16 protein-coding genes are annotated in these 18,887 nt (G+C 64.9%); 6 read left to right on the top strand and 10 right to left on the bottom strand.

From position 1 onward, the window contains the following. The first annotated feature begins 11 nt into the window (after window positions 1–11). The 6 genes from EIC84_RS19455 to EIC84_RS26025 all read left to right on the top strand — a co-directional run bounded on the left by EIC84_RS19455 (window position 12) and on the right by EIC84_RS26025 (window position 6,245). Window positions 12–809 carry a xanthine dehydrogenase family protein subunit M gene (locus EIC84_RS19455; protein ID WP_003068860.1) on the top strand — a complete coding sequence of 266 codons (798 nt, stop codon included), beginning with the start codon at window positions 12–14 and terminating at the stop codon, window positions 807–809. A 6-nt stretch (window positions 810–815) separates the two neighbouring features. Next, window positions 816–3,098 carry a xanthine dehydrogenase family protein molybdopterin-binding subunit gene (locus EIC84_RS19460; RefSeq protein ID WP_003068858.1) on the top strand — a complete coding sequence of 761 codons (2,283 nt, stop codon included), beginning with the start codon at window positions 816–818 and terminating at the stop codon, window positions 3,096–3,098. After that, a complete protein-coding gene (locus EIC84_RS19465; protein ID WP_003068855.1) occupies window positions 3,095–3,631 on the top strand; it encodes a (2Fe-2S)-binding protein in 537 nt (178 codons plus the stop codon). Before EIC84_RS19460 ends, EIC84_RS19465 begins: the two co-directional genes overlap by 4 nt. A gap of 215 nt (window positions 3,632–3,846) precedes the next feature. Next, window positions 3,847–4,803, top strand: a complete 957-nt coding sequence (locus EIC84_RS19470; protein WP_003068853.1) for a sulfurtransferase — start codon at window positions 3,847–3,849, stop codon at window positions 4,801–4,803. Between the two features lie 157 nt (window positions 4,804–4,960). Then, window positions 4,961–6,058 (top strand): YeeE/YedE thiosulfate transporter family protein, encoded by a 1,098-nt coding sequence (locus EIC84_RS19475; protein ID WP_034362948.1) that lies wholly within the window; start codon window positions 4,961–4,963, stop codon window positions 6,056–6,058. A 13-nt stretch (window positions 6,059–6,071) separates the two neighbouring features. Continuing rightward, window positions 6,072–6,245, top strand: a complete 174-nt coding sequence (locus EIC84_RS26025) for a hypothetical protein (RefSeq protein WP_003068846.1) — start codon at window positions 6,072–6,074, stop codon at window positions 6,243–6,245. Window positions 6,246–6,307: 62 nt separating this feature from the next. Here the strand turns inward: EIC84_RS26025 and EIC84_RS19480 are convergent, their stop codons facing one another. The 10 genes from EIC84_RS19480 to EIC84_RS19525 all read right to left on the bottom strand — a co-directional run bounded on the left by EIC84_RS19480 (window position 6,308) and on the right by EIC84_RS19525 (window position 18,881). Then, window positions 6,308–7,258 (bottom strand): VTT domain-containing protein, encoded by a 951-nt coding sequence (locus tag EIC84_RS19480; RefSeq protein WP_003068843.1) that lies wholly within the window; start codon window positions 7,256–7,258, stop codon window positions 6,308–6,310. Between the two features lie 84 nt (window positions 7,259–7,342). Then, window positions 7,343–8,257 (bottom strand): alpha/beta fold hydrolase, encoded by a 915-nt coding sequence (locus tag EIC84_RS19485; RefSeq protein WP_003068840.1) that lies wholly within the window; start codon window positions 8,255–8,257, stop codon window positions 7,343–7,345. Window positions 8,258–8,349: 92 nt separating this feature from the next. Further along, a complete protein-coding gene (locus tag EIC84_RS19490; RefSeq protein WP_003068837.1) occupies window positions 8,350–10,497 on the bottom strand; it encodes a D-(-)-3-hydroxybutyrate oligomer hydrolase in 2,148 nt (715 codons plus the stop codon). A 57-nt stretch (window positions 10,498–10,554) separates the two neighbouring features. After that, window positions 10,555–11,625, bottom strand: a complete 1,071-nt coding sequence (locus tag EIC84_RS19495; protein WP_003068834.1) for a branched-chain amino acid ABC transporter permease — start codon at window positions 11,623–11,625, stop codon at window positions 10,555–10,557. Between the two features lie 156 nt (window positions 11,626–11,781). Beyond that, window positions 11,782–12,765: a branched-chain amino acid ABC transporter permease gene (locus EIC84_RS19500; protein ID WP_003068832.1), complete on the bottom strand. Its 984-nt coding sequence runs from the start codon at window positions 12,763–12,765 to the stop codon at window positions 11,782–11,784. 76 nt (window positions 12,766–12,841) lie between these two features. Then, on the bottom strand, window positions 12,842–13,570 hold the full coding sequence (locus EIC84_RS19505; protein WP_003068830.1) for an ABC transporter ATP-binding protein: 729 nt from the start codon (window positions 13,568–13,570) through the stop codon (window positions 12,842–12,844). Continuing rightward, window positions 13,567–14,322 carry an ABC transporter ATP-binding protein gene (locus tag EIC84_RS19510; RefSeq protein ID WP_003068827.1) on the bottom strand — a complete coding sequence of 252 codons (756 nt, stop codon included), beginning with the start codon at window positions 14,320–14,322 and terminating at the stop codon, window positions 13,567–13,569. Before EIC84_RS19510 ends, EIC84_RS19505 begins: the two co-directional genes overlap by 4 nt. Window positions 14,323–14,519: 197 nt before the next feature. Next, window positions 14,520–15,707 carry a substrate-binding domain-containing protein gene (locus tag EIC84_RS19515; protein ID WP_003068824.1) on the bottom strand — a complete coding sequence of 396 codons (1,188 nt, stop codon included), beginning with the start codon at window positions 15,705–15,707 and terminating at the stop codon, window positions 14,520–14,522. Between the two features lie 256 nt (window positions 15,708–15,963). Next, window positions 15,964–16,845, bottom strand: a complete 882-nt coding sequence (locus tag EIC84_RS19520) for a 4-hydroxyphenyl-beta-ketoacyl-CoA hydrolase (RefSeq protein ID WP_003068821.1) — start codon at window positions 16,843–16,845, stop codon at window positions 15,964–15,966. A 47-nt stretch (window positions 16,846–16,892) separates the two neighbouring features. Then, window positions 16,893–18,881 (bottom strand): acetoacetate--CoA ligase, encoded by a 1,989-nt coding sequence (locus EIC84_RS19525; RefSeq protein ID WP_003068819.1) that lies wholly within the window; start codon window positions 18,879–18,881, stop codon window positions 16,893–16,895. Window positions 18,882–18,887 lie beyond the last annotated feature (6 nt).

Consider the following 18,887-nt stretch of genomic DNA (forward strand, 5'->3'; position numbering starts at 1 on the left):
AGGAGGCTGCCATGCTGCTCACCCACCCCTCGTCACCCCAGGCCGCGCAGGCCCTGGCCCGCAAGCTCGGCGATGCCGCCTGCTTCATCGCCGGGGGCACGCTGCTGCAGCAGTCATGGGCAGAGCCTCGCCTGGCGCCGTCGACCACGCATTTCATCAATGTGATGCACTGGCCCGAGATGCAGCAGATCAGCCTCGGCCCGCAATACCTGCACATCGGTGCAGGCATGCGGCTGGAGGCCGTCCGCTGTCACCCCTGGGTTCAGCAACACGCCCCCGTGCTCGTCCAGGCCCTGGATCAGCTAGGGGCCATGGGAATACGCCGCCTGGGAACCCTGGGCGGCAATATAGGCTGGGGCGAAGGCGACTGCTGCCCGGTATTGCTGGCCATGGATGCGCAGGTCGAGTTGACGGACGGCAACCTGCAGTCGCTGGCGCAGACGCTCAAGCTCATGGACCGGCCTCTGATGCTGTCGTTCCTGCTGCCGCGCGGCGATGTGATGGAGCCACGGCCACTGGTGTTCGAGAAAGTCGGCTATCGCGCGGCATTCTCCCCCGCGCGCCTGCGCATGGCCTTGCGCTGGAGCGATGCACAAAAGCGCCTGAACCTGGACCGCATTGCTGCGGCGGCCCCTGGCATAGGCGTGCACCGCCTGCAAGCCACGGAAAAGCTGCTGAGCTATGCGCAGGAGTTGCAGATCCGTCCCTCCCTCGGCGATATACGCACCACCTGCGAGCAAAGCCTGCCTCCCGATCTGGCCCGGATTGCCAGCCGCCTGATTGCCGGACATTGCGGGCTGCTGGCCTGAACCATCATGGAATTCCCCCCCCCTCATCACATCCGCGAGCTGAGCCTTGAGGCTTTACCGACCCGGCCCGATGCCAGGACCAAGCTCGGCGGCAACCCGGGCTTTCTGAGCGACCGCATTCAGCCGGGCCAGCTGCGCGCAGCGATTCTCGGCAGCCCCCACCCCCATGCGCGCATTCTGAGCATCGACACCAGCGCCGCCCAAGCCCTGCCAGGCGTCCATGCCGTGGTGACCCATGCCGATATCCCGGGCCTCAAGCACTACGGCTTGCGCAAGGTGGACCGGCCCGTGCTCTGCATCGACAAGGTGCGCCATGTGGGCGACCCGGTCGCCGCCGTTGCGGCCGTGGACATGGAGACGGCGCGCCAGGCTCTGGCGCTGATCCGGGTTGACTACGAACCCCTGCCCCCAGTCTGCGACCCGGTCGCAGCCCTTGACGGAACGGCGGCCTCCGAGCAGCCGGTCCACCAGGGTGGCAATCTGCTGCATGCCGCCAGCCACCGCCAGGGCGACATGTCTGCGGCCCGGGCAAGCACAGTGCACCGGGTGCAGGACAGCTATGTCACGCCACGCCAGATGCATGCCTTTCTCGAGACCGAAGGCGGTGTCGCCGAGCCCGATGGCGCGGGCGGCCTGCGCCTGTTCTTCGGCGGCCACAACCCCGCGCGGGACAAGCAGGTCATCGCCGACATGCTGGGCCTGCCTCACGACAGAGTGCATGCCGTGGGCACGCCCGTGGGCGGCTCCTATGGCGGTAAGGACGAGCTGACGATTCAGCCGATTGCGGCCCTGCTGGCCTGGAGGACGCAGCGCCCAGTGCGGTTGCACCTGACACGTCCACAATCTGTGGATCTGGGTGTCAAGCGACATCCCATGCAGATCGACATGCAGACCGGCTGCGATGCACAGGGGCGGCTTACCTACCACCAGGTGCAGATAGTGGCAGACACCGGGGCCTATGCCACGCATGGCCCCGAGGTGCTGGATGCCGCTCTCGAACATGCCCCCGGCCCCTACCGGTATCTGGCACTGGACCTCGGCGCCAGGCTGGCCTATACGAACAACGGCATCGCCGGTGCGTTTCGCGGCTTCGGTGCCGTGCAAGTGCAATTTGCACTTGAGCAGCAGATGGACAGACTGGCTGCAATGGTCGGCATGACGGCTGACGCATTTCGCGCCCTCAATCTCGCCGCTCCCGAAGCACCCGGCCCGCTCGGCCAGCATGTCGTGCCGTTTGACGGCCCCCAGCGCGCACTCGATGTCGCCCGCCAGCAAGCGCTGTGGCGCGGGCCGCATCGCTGGGCCAGCGCGGACGGCCGCCATCTGCACGGCGTGGGCCTTACGCTGATCCACCGCAGTGACGGCTTTGGCAAGGGTGGGCCCAGCGACTGCCGCATGGAGCTGGCCCTGGCCGCCGACGGTGCGATCGAGCTGCGCTGTGGCTTCACCGAGCTGGGACAGAACCTGGTCGGAACCATACAGAGCCTGGGCGCGCAGCATCTGGGCTGCGCAGCCGACGCGATCCGGCCGGTGCTGGGCGATACCCGGCTGACGCCCGACTCGGGCCCGGTGGCCGCCTCACGTGCCACCACGCTGGTATGGCGCGCCTTGCAGGAGGCGGCCCGGCCCTGGCAGCAAGCCTTGCTCCTGGCCGCCGCAAGACTGCTGCCCGATATCCCTCTGCGCTGCGGCGCATGGGGCCTGGAAAGCGCTGCGGGCCTGTGCCTGAGCTACGCCGATCTGGCAAAGGCATCGGGCGAACAAGCGCCCTGTATCTCCCTAGACCTGCGCGCAGAGGACCCGGCGGGCAACGCGCATGACACCCACTTCGTCTTCGGAGCCTGCGCCGCCATTGCCCAGGTACGCGTTGACAGCTGGAGCGGCATGGTCAAGGTTCAGCGGCTGGTGATGTGCACGGCGCTGGGCCCCGTGGCATCGGCCCAGGGCTATCTGGGCCAGATGGAAGGCGGCGCCCTCATGGGCCTGGCCATGGGCACGCAGGAGGAGCTGGCCTGCCTGGACGGCCACTACCAGGCACGTAATCTCGACGGCTATCTGATCCCCACGCTGGCCGATGCCCCTGATATGCAGGTGCTGGCGATCGAGAACCTTCCCGAGGGCGATCCCATAGGACCGCGCGGAGCCGGCGAGATCAGCGTCAACCTGGCCCTGCCCGCAGTGGCCAATGCCCTGGCCGCCGCACTGCAGCGCCCCATCACCCAACTGCCCATGACCCCGGAGCGTGTGATCGCGCTGCTGGAGGCGGGCGCGGAGTCCTCCACACCATGACGATGACCCACATCCCGGAGCACGGCGGCAAGCCACCCGCAGCCAGCGCAAAGGAGGCTTCGGCTTTTGTGCTGCAGCTGAATCTGAACGGCCAGCCGGTCAGCGCCAGCTGCAGCCCCGATACCCGGCTGCTGACCTTGCTGCGCGAGCACTGGCACCTCACCGGGGCCAAACCCGGCTGCGAAGTGGGGCGCTGCGGCGCCTGCATGGTCTGGCTCGACGGCGAGCCCGTGAATGCCTGCCTGCTGATGGCCTATCAGATCCAGGGCCAGACCGTGCGCACCATCGAGTCCGTGGCACAGGACAGCGCCAGCGAACCCGTGCGCGACGCGCTGGCGCGCTGCGGCGGCGTGCAATGCGGCTATTGCACCTCCGGCATGGTCATGAGCATGAGCTGGCTGCACCAGCAGCAGCCTCGCCCCACAGCCGCCGAGGCCGAGGCCCAGATGTGCGGAAACCTTTGCCGCTGTACGGGCTATGGCGGCATCCGGCGGGCAGTGCAGGAGCTGTTTCCGTCCGGGCAAAGCGCATGACCATTCAATATTGATAGCCGCAATCGCTTACTCACAAAGCGACTCAGCCACTTTCAATCACATTTATCAGAAACCACGCTGTTTGTTCGCGGGTTCATGACCCCAGGCAATAAGCAGACAAGTTTTTCTTGGTTGGCCTTGTCGCGGCAAGGCCGGACAATAGAGGCCCTGGGCATAGCCATGCCCCTGACGAATCGGCTTTGCCGACTCCTGCCATGAAAAACTCTCTGACAAGCTATGCGCTGGTTCTGGGCTTGGGCCTGGGCACCAGCGCCTGGGCGCTCGCAGCCCAACCCCTGCTCAACCCCGAGCAACTGCAGCCACTGCTGCAGCAGGCCGATGTCCGCCTCATCGATATCCGCGACCCCAAAGCCTTCGAGGCCGGCCATATCGCCCAGGCCGCCAACGCCCCCTACGGCAAATGGCGCGGCCCCGCCACCAATCCCGGCGAGCTGCCCGACCAGGCCAAGCTGGTGGCGCTGGTGCAGTCCCTGGGCCTGACGCCAGCCACGCATGCCATCGTGATCTCCAGCGGTGCCGATGCCACGGACTTCGGTGCCACGGCCCGCGTCTACTGGACGCTCAAAAGCCTGGGTCTCCAGGAGCTGTCCATCGTCAACGGCGGCATGAAGGCCTGGGAAGGCGCAGGCAAGCCCCTGGCCAAGACCCGCACGCAGATCGCACCCAGCAGCTACGCACCGACCTTTGACGCCAGCTGGCTGGCCACCCAGCAGGACGTGGGCAGGCATCTCGACCTCTCCAACGCGGCTCTGGTGGACTCGCGTCCCGACGCCTTCTATCTGGGCAAGACCCGTGCGCCCGCCGCCAAGCTCTCGGGCACCCTGCCCGGCGCCCAGCAGCTGGATTTCAACCAGTGGTTTGTGCCAGGTACTTCGCAGTTCGTGGATACCGCCAAGGCCAGGGAGATCGCCGCAAAGGTCCAGCGCCCGCAAGGCCAGGACATGGTGGCCTTCTGCAACACCGGTCACTGGGCGGCCACCGACTGGTTCGGCCTCTCCGAAATGGCCGGCCTGCCCAATGTCAAGCTGTATGCGGGCTCCATGGTGGACTGGACGCAATCCAAGGACGCGCCGCGCATGGCCAACCAGCCAGGCCGCGCCCAGTCATTGGCCTATGACGCCCAAAAATGGTGGGAAAAAACTTTTAAATGACTCCCCTGAGTCGCTTCGCGCCTTCCCCAAGCCGGGCGCCCCCAAGGGGGACAACAACTTCGCTGCAGGGCGGCCTTTGCTCGTTGTATCTGATCTGGGTGCATGCCCTTTGCGGAAAGTGCGTCGCAGTCCTTACCCATCAATTCCATAAAAATACATGAAACGACTTCCCATAACGGCCTTGCTGGCCGTTTTCTTTGGCTGGCTGCTGTGGTCGGTCTCGGTGCGCCAGGCGGCGCTGTTCGCTGTGGGCATAGGCCTGGGCGCGGTGCTGGCCGGCAAGCGCTTTGGCTTCACCACGGGCTGGCGCATGCTGGTCGAGGAAAAGGACGGCAGCGGCATCTTTGGCCAGTTGCTGCTGCTGGCGCTGGCTGCAGCCCTGGCCATGCCTTTGCTGGGCCATTTCCCCGAGCTGACGGCAGCTCTCGGCCCCCCCAGCATCAGCCTGCTGGTTGGAGCCTTTGTCTTCGGCCTGTGCATGCAGATCGCCGACGGTTGCGGCAGCGGCACGCTGTACAAAGCCGGCATGGGCATTCCCATGAACGCGGCCATACTGCCTTTGTTCGCGATCGGCAGCTTTCTGGGCAGCCTGCACCTGGGCTGGTGGCTGGACCTGGGCAATACGGCACCCGTGGGTCTGGTCACGCAATGGGGCTGGGCTCCAGCGCTGATCGCCACGCTGGTCGCACTGGCCGTGATAGCGGCAGGCGTGGCCCTGTATGTGAAAAAGGCCAATGCCGCCCTGAACCGCCCGGCCAAGCCGCTGCTGGTGCGCAAATGGCTGGTCGGCGCCGTGCTGCTGGCCATCCTGGCCACGCTCAATCTGATCATTGCGGGCCAGCCCTGGGGCGTGGTCTACGGCTTTGGTCTGTGGGCCGCCAAGATCGTCAACGCCACGGGCGCCGTCGATCTGGCCAGCAACTGGTTCTGGAGCCAGCCCGGCAATGCGGCACGCCTGCACGAGACCGTGCTGCTGGACGTGACCAGCATCACCAATATCGGCATTCTGGGCGGCGCACTGTGGATTGCCGCCGGCAAGCCCGCGGCAGCCAAGGCACTGACAGGCACGCAATGGGTCGTGGCCCTGGTGGCGGGACTGGTGCTCGGCTATAGCTCGCGCCTGGCTTTCGGCTGCAATGTGGGCGCCATGCTCTCGGGCATCTCCACCGGCTCCATCCACGGCTGGATTTGGGTCCCACTGGCATTTGCAGGCACCATCTTCGGCCTGCGCATCCGCCGCCATTTCGGCTTCTGAGCAAGGAACAACCATGACCTCACCAAGCACCTTGCGCACCCTATTCTGGGCTCTCCTGCTCGTCTTTCTGGCCTGGGACTTTCATACATCGCCGGCCATCGACCTGCGCTTTGAAGCGCCGCTGATCGCAGCCGGCTCCGGCCAGGCAGCACAGGGCGGACATTGCTCCATGCCTGCCGGCAAATAAGCGCCTCGATCCGCTCGACGCCTTGCCCAAGGAATGGTCAGGGCGTTTTCTTTGGCGCCTGCTCAGGCCCGGGGCTTTTCCAGCTCGAAGCCCGCTGCCTCCCAGGCCGTCAGGCCACCGGACAATGGCCGGACGTTGTGAAATCCCGCACGCTGCAATTGCCGGGCCACGCGCGCGGCGGAGATCTCGTCGGGACAGTCGCAGTACACAACCAGGCCATGCTCATGCCGCTCGCGCGGCAGCAAGTGCTCGTAGGCCGCCTTGCCCTTGCCCTGATGCTCCAGCCAGGAGCTGGCTCCGGGAATATGACCCTGACCGAAGAGCAGGGGTTCGCGCACATCGATCACCGTCGGCGTGATGCCCTGGGCGTTGAGCCCTGCCAGTTCCTCGACCGACATGCGCGGCATCTTCAGCGAACGCACCACGCGCTGCCTCTGCCACCATTTGCGCGCCACGAAGACCGCGAACGCCACGCACAGCAGCAGCAGCCCCCATTTGCCCAGCGCCGTCAGCACATCGAGCAGATCCTGCACCGTGGAGCTGAACAGCGAGCCCAGAAACACCGCCGAGCCCACCCAGATCAGGGCCCCCAGCGTATCGAACAACACAAAGGTGCGCAGCGGCGTGCCCACCACACCGGCCAGCGCACTGGCAATGGAGGCAAAGCCCGGCACGAACTTGGCCACCAGCAGGGACTTGGCACCCCAGCGTCCATAGACGGACTCGGTCTGGCGTATGCAGGCATCGGGCGAGAGCGAAATGCGGCAGATACGTCCCAGCACCCTGTGCCCATAGGCCCTGCCAGCGTGGTACCAGAGCACATCGGCTATCAGCGCTGCGGCCACCGCAATCACGGTGAGCCAGCCCAGACGTGCCAGGCTGCCCCCCTCCAGCGCTCCGGTCACCACCAGCACCGGATAGGCCGGGATGGGCGCGCCCAGCTGCTCTATCAGCACATTGAGAAAGACAATGCCGAAGCCGTATTCCCGAATCAGATCCACGACAAAACCCATGACCCACGCTCCTTACCCCGACCAGGGTTAGCCACCAATGCTAGCGAGACGCGAACATCCCCGGAGCTGCGAGGTTGTTGCGCGTCAAGCCTGGTGCAGATGGGACAGAACGGCCTCGAAATGCGTGCTCACATTGAGCGCCGGCGCATGGCCGCAGTCCGGCACCTCCAGCCAGGTCAGCAGACCTCGAGCACCGGGGCCACGCTGCTGCATCTGCTCGGCCACCGGCTTGAGCACCAGATCGGACTCCTCGCCGCGCAGCAACAGCACGGGCAGTTGCAGCGCGTCATAGTGATCCCAGAGCAGATAGTCGTTGTCATGCTCGGTGAACTGCTCGATCATGCGCGGATCGTAATGCGGGGTGACGCGGCCGTCATCGCAACGACGCGTGCTGGTCTCGGTCAGCTTGCGCCACTCGAAATCGCTGAGCCAGCCATAGGGCTTGTAGGCCGCGCGGAAAAAACCTTCCAGTTCGGCGACGGTGTCGAACACCGGCGGCCGGCCCGCGTAGCTCTTGATGCGGGCCAGCGCAGTCTCGGCCAGTTCGGGCGCATTGTCGTTGAGCGTGAGCGTGAGAATGCGCTGCCTGAGATCCGGCTCGAACAGGCCGGATGCACAGACCGTGCCTATCGCTCCGCCCATGCTGGTGCCTACCCAGTGCACCTGCTGCAGCGCCAGCGCATCCATCAGCTCGCGTGCCAGCCGGGCATAGAAGCGCAGCTGATACTCCTCGCGCGGGTTGCGGCTCCATTGGCTCAGGCCGCGGCCCAGCGTATCCGGGCAGATGACGCGATAGCCTTGCACCGCAAGAAACTGCGCCAGTGCATCCATGTCGCGCCCCGTGCGTGCCAGGCCATGCCAGGCGATCACCGTAGCCTTGGTCGGGCCTTGCGGCTTCCAGTCAAGGTAATGAATCTCGTAGCCAGCGCAGCTCGCATAGCAGGATGCCGGCACGATGGCCGCAGAAGCGCAGTGGTTGGGCATGGCAGGTTTCAGCATCAAAAAGGCCTCCAGCGCATATGTGATAAGCGCTATCAGCTATCAACTTCGGTAGTCAGCCGGCAGCCGTAGCCACCGGCCGGTCATGCGTATCAGTCCGGCACGCGGATGGCTCCGGCACTGACCTCTATCCTGTCGGCCGCTGCCGGCGTGCCGGCAATCAGCGGCAGATTGGCTGGCTGTATGGCCGGTGCCTGGCCCGGGTTGCCACCACGCGGCACGGTGCGCACCACCTGGCTGGGAGGCAGCGCCTTGCCGTTGGCAAGGTGGTCATACATGGCATCGAGCGCGCGGTTCAGATAGACATGCAGCGGGATGTAACGCGTGTCATAACCCGGCAGCACGGTGGGCAGGCCGATGAAGCTGTCGAAGTGCTGGGCATTCGTGACCTCCACATAGCTGAGCTTGCTGGCAGCGCCTTCCACTTTCCGGTTGAGCGCCACATAGGGCCGCGTCGTGTGGTTCACGGGCAGCAGCGCATCCGCGCGGCCATGGACGATGATGGCCGGCTTGCCCTGCAGATTGCCGTTGCGCCTTGTCTCGTCGACACCGGCCTGCAGCGCCCTGGCGGCGCCATCATTGCCCGTGACGAGATTGCGCAGGCATAGCGCACCCGGCGTGTTCCAGTCGGCCAGGCCCGAGTTCACCGAGACGGAGAGGAAGTCGCGCGCGGCACCGAACTTGCCCTTGTTGTTGATGAGCTGCACGCCGCTCGATGGCGGCACGCCGTTGCCCGTGGAGAACATGCTGGCCAGCGCCTCTGGGGCCAACGGCGTCACTGCGCCCGCAGCCGTCGCACCGGCATAGCTGTAGCCGCAGAGGTTGTCCTTCACGCTGGCGCGCGAGAGCGAGTTGGCAAAAGTGACCGACACGGCGGGCGCCACCTCAAAGGCGGCCAGCGAGGCGTGCAGCTCGCTGGACTCCGGCTCCCAGCCATAGTCGCGCAGCTTCTGCAAAGCTTCTTCGGCCTGGGCCGCCGTGGTCGTGGCATTCAGCAAGCCGGCAGTCCTGAGTGCCGCGCAGCGGTTGGGCGCAATCGGCAGAGCCGTGCTGGCAAACCCCGCAGCAAACGCAGCCGCATAGGGAGATCCGCTGACCGATGCCGCCAGCGAGGCGCAGGATTGATAGAGGTTGGCATAGCTCGTGAAGTCCACCAGCGTCTTGCCCACCACAGGCAGTTCCGTGCCGCCGCGCTGCACGGTCACGCCGGGGCTGGCAGGCAACTCCACCGCAGGCTCGGACACGGCCACGCCGTTGATCAGCCCCTGCGAGTCCTGCTCGGCGGCGGCAATCGCCGCGCCGCCGCCGTTGGAGATGCTGGACGCGATGACGATGGTGTTGCTAGGCTTGAGCGTCCGCAGGCGTTCGCCCAGAATATTGCGGTCCCCATAGCGCTCGTTGAGCACGTAGTAGGCGAACTCCACGGCCTGCAGCGTGGTACGGCCCCAGTCCTTCTCTGGGTTCTGGCCCGAGTGCGCATGCTTGAAGGCAAAGCGGTTGGGCGTGGCAGTGTTGAAGGCGGCCAGTTCGCCAGCCGTGAGCCCTGCATTGAATGCAGCCTGCTTGCCCGCTGCGGCAGCCGTGCTGCGCGTGCCGTCGATCAGCGGCACGGTGTCGTTCATGAGGTCATGTGGCGCGGCGCCCGTGCCCTTGTCGGAATAGGCCACCGCGCAGCCGCGCTTGAGCCCCCATTCGCCCGTGGTGATGGCGCCGTACACGCCGCGCGAGCCCGAAGCCGTGGCGGTGATGATGCAGGCCTTCCTGGGATCGAAGCTGGCCGGCACCTGCACCATGAGCGTGACGTTCTTGCGGCCCGTGCCGTCGTCCGAGAACGCGATGTACTCGGTGCCGGCAATCCTGCCTTCGCCGGCCGTCACCCGGCCCTGCGCATCCACATTGGGGCCGTAGAGCGTGCCGTAGCCGCCCGCCGCAGTCATGTCCAGCATGGCGCGGTAATTGGTGTAGATGGCCAGGCGGCGCAGCTCGGCCGCCGTGGGTTGGAGCGCGCTGGCAAAGCCCGGCGCCGTGGCCACGGCCAGGCCGCTCTTGCCCAGGCCCGCGGTCAGCAGGTCATCGCTGCTGCCGTCATAGCTCTGCTGCCGCACCGTGCCCAGGTAACCGGGTTTGGCATTGAGCTCGCCTCCATCGCCGCCCCCGCAGGCGGTCAGCACGGCGGCCGCCAGCACCGCAAGGGCGCTAAGGGAAAGAGGCGGCAAGGCAATCGCATAGGTCTTCTGCATGGGCTTTGTCTCCTGTCGTAGTGAAGGCGGTCAGAGAAGGGATGCCAGTAAAAGATGTCAGGGCTTGCGCGCCGCAGCCGCGCGCAGCCTCCCCACGACACCCGTGGGGAAGTAATAGACCGAAAGCACGAACAGCAGGCCCAGCCACAGCAGCCAGCGGTCGGGCGACAGCAGTGCGGCCAGCCAAGGCAGACTGGCACTGGCCTCGCTGGCCATGCGCAGCAGATCCTGCAGATAGCTCTGGGCGATCAGGAACACCACCGCGCCTATCACCGCGCCGTAGATGGTTCCCATGCCGCCGATCACCACGATGAGCAGGCAGTCCATCATGATTTCGAACGAGAGCGAGGTATCAGGCCCGTTATAGCGCAACCAGACAGCCAGCATGGCACCCGCCACGCAGGCAAACAGGGCCGATAGCACGCTGGAGGTGGTGCGGTAGACCACCACGCGGTAGCCAATGGCCTCGGCACGGAATTCGTTCTCGCGGATGGCTTGCAGCACGCGGCCGAAGGGCGAATTGACGATGCGCAGCAGCATCAGCACCAGGGCCACGGCCACGACAAACAGCAGGTAGTAGCTGAGGATCTTGCCGTCGATGGTCACGCCGAAGATATCGTTCTCGAAAGGCTCGAAGCTGGGTGACAGCCATTCGGGCATCTTGAAGGTCAGGCCGTCCTCGCCCCCGGTCCAGTCCGACAGCTGAGATGCCAGAGTCTGGAAGGCCGCCGCCACGGCCAGCGTGATCATGGCGAAGAAGATGGCCCGCACGCGCAACGAAAACAGGCCTATGGCCAGCGACAGCAGCAGCGAGACCACGAGCGCACCGCCCAGCCCCGCGGCCAGCGCGCCCCAGCCCGCGCCCAGGCGCGTGGAGGCAATGGCCACGCCATAGGCGCCTATGCCGAAAAACATGGTGTGGGCAAAGCTCACGATGCCGGTATAGCCGAGCAGCAGGTCGAAGCTGGCCACCAGCACCACGAAGATCAGCACCTTGGCCGCCACATTGAGCGCCTTGACGCCGGGGAAGAGAAACGGCGCCAGGGCCAGGCCCGCGAAGATGGCCAGCAGCAACACGGCCAGCACGCGGCTGCGCGGCAGGTCGCCGGAGAGCAAACGGTTGAGCATCAGACTAGCCTTTCAAACTTTCATGGCGCCACGTATGCAGCCGGCATGCACCAAGCCAGTTGCCACCGAGCAAGGGCCTGGGCCGGCCGCGCCGCCCCGCAGCGAGGGTGGCGTCCCCCTTCCAGGGGGAGGGCGCGAAGCGACTCAGGGGGTATCTCATCTGTTGGCAACCGGATAGATGCCCTGGGGTCGCCACAACAGGACGGCCACCATGAGCGCAATATTGGAGAACAGCGCCACCTTGGGCACGAGGAAGCCCGTGTAGTTGGCCATCAGCCCGACGAGCAGCGCACCGATCAGCGCACCGCCCGTGCTGCCCAGACCGCCGATGATGATGACGATAAAGATCAGCACATTGACCTGGGCGCCCATCTGCGCCACCACGTTCTGCTGGTACAGGCCCCACATCACGCCGCCCAGGCCGGCCAGGGCCGAGCCCGCGACGAACACGGCCACGAACAATCGGCGCACGCGGTAGCCCAGGGACTCGACCATCTCGCGGTCCTGCACGCCGGCGCGGATCAGCAGACCAATCTTGGTGCGCGCCAGAGTCCAGGCCAGCACGGCGAACACGGCAGCCCCCACCAGCACGGCAAAGACCCGGTATTTCTCCACGGCCGCGTCGCCCAGCAGCCAGGCGCCCTTCATGGCTTCGGGCAGTGGCAGCGGAATCTGCTGCGGCCCCCAGATGACTTTGATCAGCTCCTCGCCGATGATCATGCCGCCCATGGTGATGAGAATCTGCTTGAGATGCTGACCGTAGACAGGCCGCACGATGAAGCGTTCGAAGGCCAGGCCCAGGGCCCCCGCCACCAGCATGGCCACGACCATGGCCGGCAGCACGGCCACCAGGTTGCGCCACAGCTGCGCCGAGCCCGTCCAGTCGCCCATGGCACCGAGCACGCTGGTGGCGACGAAGGCGCCCAGCGCGATGAACACGCCATGGCCGAAGTTGAGCACGTCCATGAGGCCGAACACCAGGGTCAGGCCCGAGGCGATGACGAAGATGATCATGCCCATGGCCAGGCCCGCCACCGTCAGCGTGAGCCAGGTGCTGGGAGAGCCCACCAGGGGCAAGGTAGCCAGCGCCAGCAGCGGCACCAGCAGCAGCGGCTTGTAATCCAGGTCCTTGCGCATCATGTCTTTACCTCGGCACCAACTTTCATATCCATAGCTGCCAGCGCTTGAGCTGCTTTTTGCTTTGATTTTTGTGACCTCATAGCGCCAGCCCCAGCAGCGACTGCTGCAGTTCCTCGTCGGCCGCAAGATCGGCCATGCGGCCCGCGTGTACGACACGGCCGTTGTCCATTACGGCTACGCCGTCACCCAGGCGCTTGGCGAAGGCAAGGTTCTGCTCGACCAGCAAAATGCTCACGCCGCCGGCCTTGAGCTGGGCGAAGGCCTCGATCATGTTGTTGATGATGGCCGGAGCCAGACCTTTGCTGGGTTCATCCACGATGAGCAGATCGCGCGGCTCGACGATGGCGCGCGCCACGGCCACCATCTGCTTTTGCCCGCCGCTGAGCTTGCCGGCCGGATGGTCCCAGAATTTCTGCACGGCCGGGAACAGCTCGTAGATCCAGTCCAGGCGCGAGCGGTCCATGCGCGCAGCATGCGAGGCCGAGCGTGCAGCCAGCAGCAGGTTTTCCTTGACCGTGAGGTCGGCAAAAATGCCCATGTTCTCGGGCACATAGGCGATGTTGAGCTGGGCAATCGCCGGCGTGGCCAGGCGCGTGATGTCCTGCTGGCCGAAACGGATGCTGCCCTGGCTGGCCTGCCACAGGCCCATGATGGTGCGCAGCGTGGTGGTCTTGCCCGCGCCATTGCGGCCCAGCAGCATGGTGACCTCTCCGCGCGGCACAGCCAAGTCCACGCCGTGGAGGATGTGATAGGCGCCTATATGGGTGTGGACGCCAGACAGTTCAAGCAAGTTGCCGCTGCTCATGCCTGCTCCTTCACCACATTACCCAGGTACGCCTGCTGCACCACGGGCGAGGCAATGACTTCGGCCGGTTTGCCGTCAGCCACCAGCGTGCCGTTGGTCAGCACGATGATGCGGTCGGCCAGTTCGCGCACCACGTCCATCTTGTGCTCCACCAGCAAAATGGTCTTGCTGCGGTCCTTCTTGAGTTCGCGGATCAGGTCGAGGATCACCGGCGCCTCGTCATGGCTCATGCCCGCCGTGGGCTCGTCGAACATATAGACCTGCGGCTCCAGCGCCATGAGCAGCGCCACCTCCAGCTTGCGCTGGTCGCCATGCGGCAGGGCCGAAACCGGCTCATCGCGCCGCGTCCAAAGCGCCACCTGCTCCAGGATTTGCTGCGCGCGCGCCAGCAATGCGCGGTGGTCGCTCCAGATGCTCCAGAGGTTCATGCCGCGCCGGTGCGCGCCCTGCACGGCCAGGCGCACGTTCTCCAGCACCGACAGGGCCGGAAACAGATTCGTGAGCTGGAAGGCCCGTCCCAGGCCGGCGCGCGTGCGCGCCGAGGGTGCCAGACCCGTAAGGTCGCGCCCCTGCAGCGACACCCGGCCCTCCGTGGCCCGCAGCTGCCCCGAGATCAGATTGAAGTAGGTGGTCTTGCCCGCGCCATTGGGGCCGACGATGGCCGTCAGCGTGCCCGGCTCGAAGGAGCAGGTCACACTATTGACCGCCACATGGCCGCCAAAGCGAATGGTGAGCTTGTCAGTGGTCAGCATGAGAAATAGGCAAATCAGCCCCTAGCGCCCTATACACAAGCGCATGCAGCTATCAAAAAGTGAACTTAACCTTGCCCGCGCGCTGACCAAGTCAGAGCCGCCTCGCGGCGATGGCGTCGTCCCCCTCCCAAAGAGAGAGGGGACGCCCGGTTAGGGGTAGGCGCGGGGCCGCCTGGGCGAAGTAACTCAGGGGGTGGTTAGCGTCCGTTCCGGACGGGAACGTTCATTTCTTCAGGCTTGATCTCGCGCACCAGCTCGGGCACGCCCCAGGCAAAGGCCGGGTCGTTCTTGATCCTGAAGTGGTACATGCTCTGCATGGCCTGGTGGTCCTGCTTGCGGAAGGTCATCTGGCCCTTGGGCGTATCGAAGCTCATGCCCTCCATGGCCTTGATCAGCGTATTCGCCTTGGTGTCGCCATTGGTCTTCTTGAGCGCCGTGACGATGGCCATGGCGGCCGAGAAGCCACCCGCCGTGAAGAAGTCCGGTGGCGCCTTGAACTGCTTGTAGTTCATGGACACCAGCGCCTCGTTGACCGGGTTCTTGGGAATGCCGTAGTAGTAATAGGTCGCGCCTTCCATGCCCGGCAGGTTCTTGTAGGCCGCCATGGCGGGCAGGATGTTTCCACCCGTGGCGATCTCGATGCCGTAGCGCTTGAGGTCCATGTCGGCGATCTTGAAGGGATTGCCGGCGCCGGCCCAGACGATCCAGATGATCTTCTTGCCAGGCTGGTCCTTGAGCTTGTCGATCAGGCGCTGGGCGCCGGCCGTGAAGTCGGTCGTGGCTGCGGGCAGGTACTCCTCATGCACCAGCTTGCCTTTTTTGACAGCCTCCTTGAAGGCCTTGACGCCGTCGCGGCCGAAGGCGTTGTCCTGGGCCAGCGTGGCGATGGTCACGCCGGGCTTGTCTATGGCCACGGCATTGCCGATCGCGTCCTGGCTGGAATTGCGGCCCGTGCGGAAGATGTACTTGTTCCACTTGTCGCCCGTAATGGAATCGGCCACGGCAGGCTCGACGATCAGGATCTTCTTGTACTCCTCGGCCACTGGCAGCATGGCCAGCGCCACGCCCGACGCGCTGGGCCCCACGGCCAGATCGGCCTTGTCGTCCGAATACGCGGTGGCCAGCTGGCTCTTGCCGAGGTCGGGCTTGCCCTGGTCGTCCTTCTCGATCACCACCAGCTTCTTGCCCGCCACCGTCATGCTGCCACCCGTCGCATATTCCAGGCCCATCATCAGGCCCGCCTGGGTCTGCTTGCCGTAGGCTTCCAGAGGCCCGGTCTTGCTGTAGACATGGGCAATGCGGATTTCGGATTGCGCCAGGGCGCCGGGAACATGAACCACCATGGCCGCCAGAACGGCCGCCTGCAGCAGGCTGCGCTTGTGCATGTATTGTCTCCTTGAGGATGGATGCGGTTGTCCGCTTGTCTTTCTATGGTGTGCAGACAGCAGTCTTCGTGCCAGTCTGGTTTTCCTCTGAAGAGCCATCATACGCAGCTCCATATCGACTGAAAATCAGACAATTAATGTCTTTAATTCATACAGTGACTGATTTCAATACAAATCAACAGCCGCCTTAGGGCCCATCCCAGGCTTTGCTCAATCCGCCATGAAAAAAGGATCACCGGGGTGATCCTTGTGGCTTTCATGCGGCATCGCGTTTTCCGTCCAGCTCCAGCAGCCGCACGGCGTTGTCCTTGAGAATGCCGGGCATGACCTCGGGTTTGAAGCCGGCGACCTCGAAGTCCTTCATCCAGCGCTCGGGCGTGATCAGCGGGAAGTCGCTGCCGAACAACACACGGTCCTTGAGCAAAGTATTGGCGTACTGCACCAGCTGCTTGGGGAAATACTTGGGACTCCAGCCCGAAAGATCGATCCAGACATTGGGCTTGTGCAGCGCCACCGAGATCGCCTCGTCCTGCCAGGGAAAGCTGGGATGGGCCATGACGATCTGCATATCGCCGAAGTCCACGGCCACGTCGTCCAGCAGCATGGGGTTGCTATAGGCCAGACGCAGACCGCCGCCGCACTTCATGCCGCTGCCGATGCCGCTGTGGCCGGTGTGGAAGATGGCGGGCAGCTTGTAGTGGTTGATGACATCGTAGATGGGCCAGGCCATGCGGTCATAGGGATGGAAGCCCTGCACCGTGGGATGGAACTTGAAGCCCTTGACGCCGCATTCGGTGATCAGGCGCTCGGCCTCGCGCGCGCCCATCTTGCCCTTGTGCGGGTCGATGCTGGCGAACGCCACCATCATGTCGCTGTTCTCGCGCGCGGCATCGGCAATCTCTTCGTTGGGGATGCGGCGGCGACCCAGTTGCGCCTCGCTGTCCACCGTGAACATCACCAGACCGATCTTGCGCTCGCGGTAATAGGCAATGGTTTCGTCGATCGTCGGGCGCAGCGAGCTGCCGAAGTATTTGTCGGCCGCGCGGTCGTACTCCTCGCCGTAGCTGTCAAAGGGATTGCGGCAGCTGACTTCCGCATGGGTGTGGAAGTCGATGGCGATCAGATCTTGATGATTCATGGGTGGGCCTGCTTTGGGTATTGAGTCAAATCAGCCTCAAGCGCTTGTCACGCCTGCGGTACCTGCTCTCGAAATTGAATAAAGAAATCAATGCTGGATGGATTGGCCATGGCATCGGGGCTGGCCACCTTGGCGGCGTCCGCTCCCAGCAGCAGCTTGCGCACCGGCACCTCCATCTTCTTGCCGGTGAGGGTGCGCGGAATCTCGGCCACCTGAACCACCACATTGGGCACATGGCGTGCCGAAGCCTTGGTCTTGATGGCGTTCTTGATCTGGGCGGTCAGCTCGCCCGTCAATGCCTGGCCTTCGGCCAGAGTCACGAACAGCGGCATGAAGGAAGGTCGACCCAGATATTCGAGATCGACCACCAGGCTGTCCTTGACGGCGTCGAGCTCCTCGACGACACGGTAGATCTCCGCCGTGCCCATGCGTATGCCGAAGCGGTTGATGGTGCTGTCCGAGCGTCCGTAGATCACGGCCGTGCCGCGCTCGCTGAACTCGATCCAGTCACCATGGCGCCAGCAGCCGGCAAACACGTCGAAATAGCTGTCGTGGTAGCGCGCTCCGCTCTTGTCGTTCCAGAAGAACACGGGCATGGAGGGCATGGGCTCGGTGATCACCAGCTCGCCGACTTCGCCGACCACGCTCTGCCCCTGTTCGTTGAAGGCATAGGCGGCCACACCCAGCTCGCGGCACTGAATCTCGCCCGCGTTGACGGGCAGTATGGGCGCGCAGGCCACAAAGCCCGAGGCGATATCCGTGCCGCCGCTGATCGAGGCCAGCCACAGATCATTTTTGACGTTCTCGTAGACCCAGGCATAGGCATCGAGAGGCAGCGGCGAGCCCGTGGAGTTGATGGCACGCAGCTTCTCGAACTGGCGCCCCTTCTTCGGCGAGACGCCATCCTTCATGCTCTTGGTGAGGAAGGCCGCACCGCAACCGAAGATGCTGACCTGGTATTGGTCGATGAAGTCCCAGAGCGCATCGTCGCTCGGCGCCGTCGGGTTGCCGTCGGACAGGACCACGGTCGCGCCGGCCAGCAGGCTGCCTATCATCAGGTTCCAGACAATCCAGCCGGTGCTGCCCAGGAACATGAAACGATCGCCGGGCAACACGTCGTGCTGCAGGCGATTGGTTTTGAGATGGGTGAGCACGATGCCGCCATGACTGTGCACCATGGCCTTGGGCAGGCCGGTGGTTCCCGACGAGTACACCACCCACAGCGGATGGGAGAACGGCAGGCGCTCGAACTGCAGCGGCGCTGCATGGCACGTTGCATCGGCCCAACTCATGCAGTCACGCCAGGGCACGGCCGCGTGTTCGGCATCGCTGCCGAACAAGGGCCCCGGCACATGAATCACCCGGGCAATATCGGGCAGACCCTGGAGTACCTCGTCCAGCACTTCACGGCGATCGAACTGCCTGCCGGCATAGCTATAGCTGTCGGTCGCGAAAATCAGCTTGGGCGCAATCTGCTGGAAGCGATCCAGCACCACGGATACGCCCATCTCCGGCGCGCAACTGGACCAGATGGCGCCAATGCTGGCACAGGCCAGAAACGCCACCACGGTCTGCGGCACATTGGGCAGATAGGCCACCACGCGATCGCCACGCACGATGCCCAGACCGCGCAGGCTTGCCGCCAGGGCGCCCACATCGCGCTGCAGCTGCTGCCAGGAGACTTCGACCGGGGTCTGGCCCTCGCAGCGCGCAATGATGGCCGGACGCTGGTCGCTGGCCTGGCGGAAGATGTGTTCGGCATAGTTGAGCCGGGTTTCGGGAAACCACTCGGCACCCGGCATCTTGCGGCCGGCCAGCACCTGCGTCGGGTCACCATCGGCCTGAATGCCGAAATAGTCCCAGACGGAGCGCCAGAAGCCTTCGATATCCGTCGCCGACCATTGCCACAGCGCTTCATAGTCGGAGAAGTCACGGCCACGGCTGTCGCGCAGCCAGTCCATGTAATGCCACAGGCCGCTTTGCTCCTGCTGCTGCTGCGTGGGCCTCCACAACTCCTGCCCTTGTACCAATGCCATGCTGTC

The organism is Comamonas sp. A23 (assembly GCF_004522605.1).
In the GTDB taxonomy this organism is placed as follows: Bacteria; Pseudomonadota; Gammaproteobacteria; order Burkholderiales; family Burkholderiaceae_C; genus Comamonas; species Comamonas thiooxydans.

What these genes read in the sequence shown, in the direction of transcription:
- EIC84_RS19505 (WP_003068830.1), bottom strand. Translation starts at nt 13,570, where the DNA reads ATGAGCAGCGGCAACTTGCTTGAACTGTCTGGCGTCCACACCCATATA.
- EIC84_RS19490 (WP_003068837.1), bottom strand. Translation starts at nt 10,497, where the DNA reads ATGCAGAAGACCTATGCGATTGCCTTGCCGCCTCTTTCCCTTAGCGCC.
- EIC84_RS19515 (WP_003068824.1), bottom strand. Translation starts at nt 15,707, where the DNA reads ATGCACAAGCGCAGCCTGCTGCAGGCGGCCGTTCTGGCGGCCATGGTG.
- EIC84_RS19455 (WP_003068860.1), top strand. Translation starts at nt 12, where the DNA reads ATGCTGCTCACCCACCCCTCGTCACCCCAGGCCGCGCAGGCCCTGGCC.
- EIC84_RS26025 (WP_003068846.1), top strand. Translation starts at nt 6,072, where the DNA reads ATGACCTCACCAAGCACCTTGCGCACCCTATTCTGGGCTCTCCTGCTC.
- EIC84_RS19525 (WP_003068819.1), bottom strand. Translation starts at nt 18,881, where the DNA reads ATGGCATTGGTACAAGGGCAGGAGTTGTGGAGGCCCACGCAGCAGCAG.
- EIC84_RS19480 (WP_003068843.1), bottom strand. Translation starts at nt 7,258, where the DNA reads ATGGGTTTTGTCGTGGATCTGATTCGGGAATACGGCTTCGGCATTGTC.
- EIC84_RS19510 (WP_003068827.1), bottom strand. Translation starts at nt 14,322, where the DNA reads ATGCTGACCACTGACAAGCTCACCATTCGCTTTGGCGGCCATGTGGCG.
- EIC84_RS19495 (WP_003068834.1), bottom strand. Translation starts at nt 11,625, where the DNA reads ATGCTCAACCGTTTGCTCTCCGGCGACCTGCCGCGCAGCCGCGTGCTG.
- EIC84_RS19470 (WP_003068853.1), top strand. Translation starts at nt 3,847, where the DNA reads ATGAAAAACTCTCTGACAAGCTATGCGCTGGTTCTGGGCTTGGGCCTG.
- EIC84_RS19500 (WP_003068832.1), bottom strand. Translation starts at nt 12,765, where the DNA reads ATGATGCGCAAGGACCTGGATTACAAGCCGCTGCTGCTGGTGCCGCTG.
- EIC84_RS19520 (WP_003068821.1), bottom strand. Translation starts at nt 16,845, where the DNA reads ATGAATCATCAAGATCTGATCGCCATCGACTTCCACACCCATGCGGAA.
- EIC84_RS19485 (WP_003068840.1), bottom strand. Translation starts at nt 8,257, where the DNA reads ATGCTGAAACCTGCCATGCCCAACCACTGCGCTTCTGCGGCCATCGTG.
- EIC84_RS19460 (WP_003068858.1), top strand. Translation starts at nt 816, where the DNA reads ATGGAATTCCCCCCCCCTCATCACATCCGCGAGCTGAGCCTTGAGGCT.
- EIC84_RS19475 (WP_034362948.1), top strand. Translation starts at nt 4,961, where the DNA reads ATGAAACGACTTCCCATAACGGCCTTGCTGGCCGTTTTCTTTGGCTGG.
- EIC84_RS19465 (WP_003068855.1), top strand. Translation starts at nt 3,095, where the DNA reads ATGACGATGACCCACATCCCGGAGCACGGCGGCAAGCCACCCGCAGCC.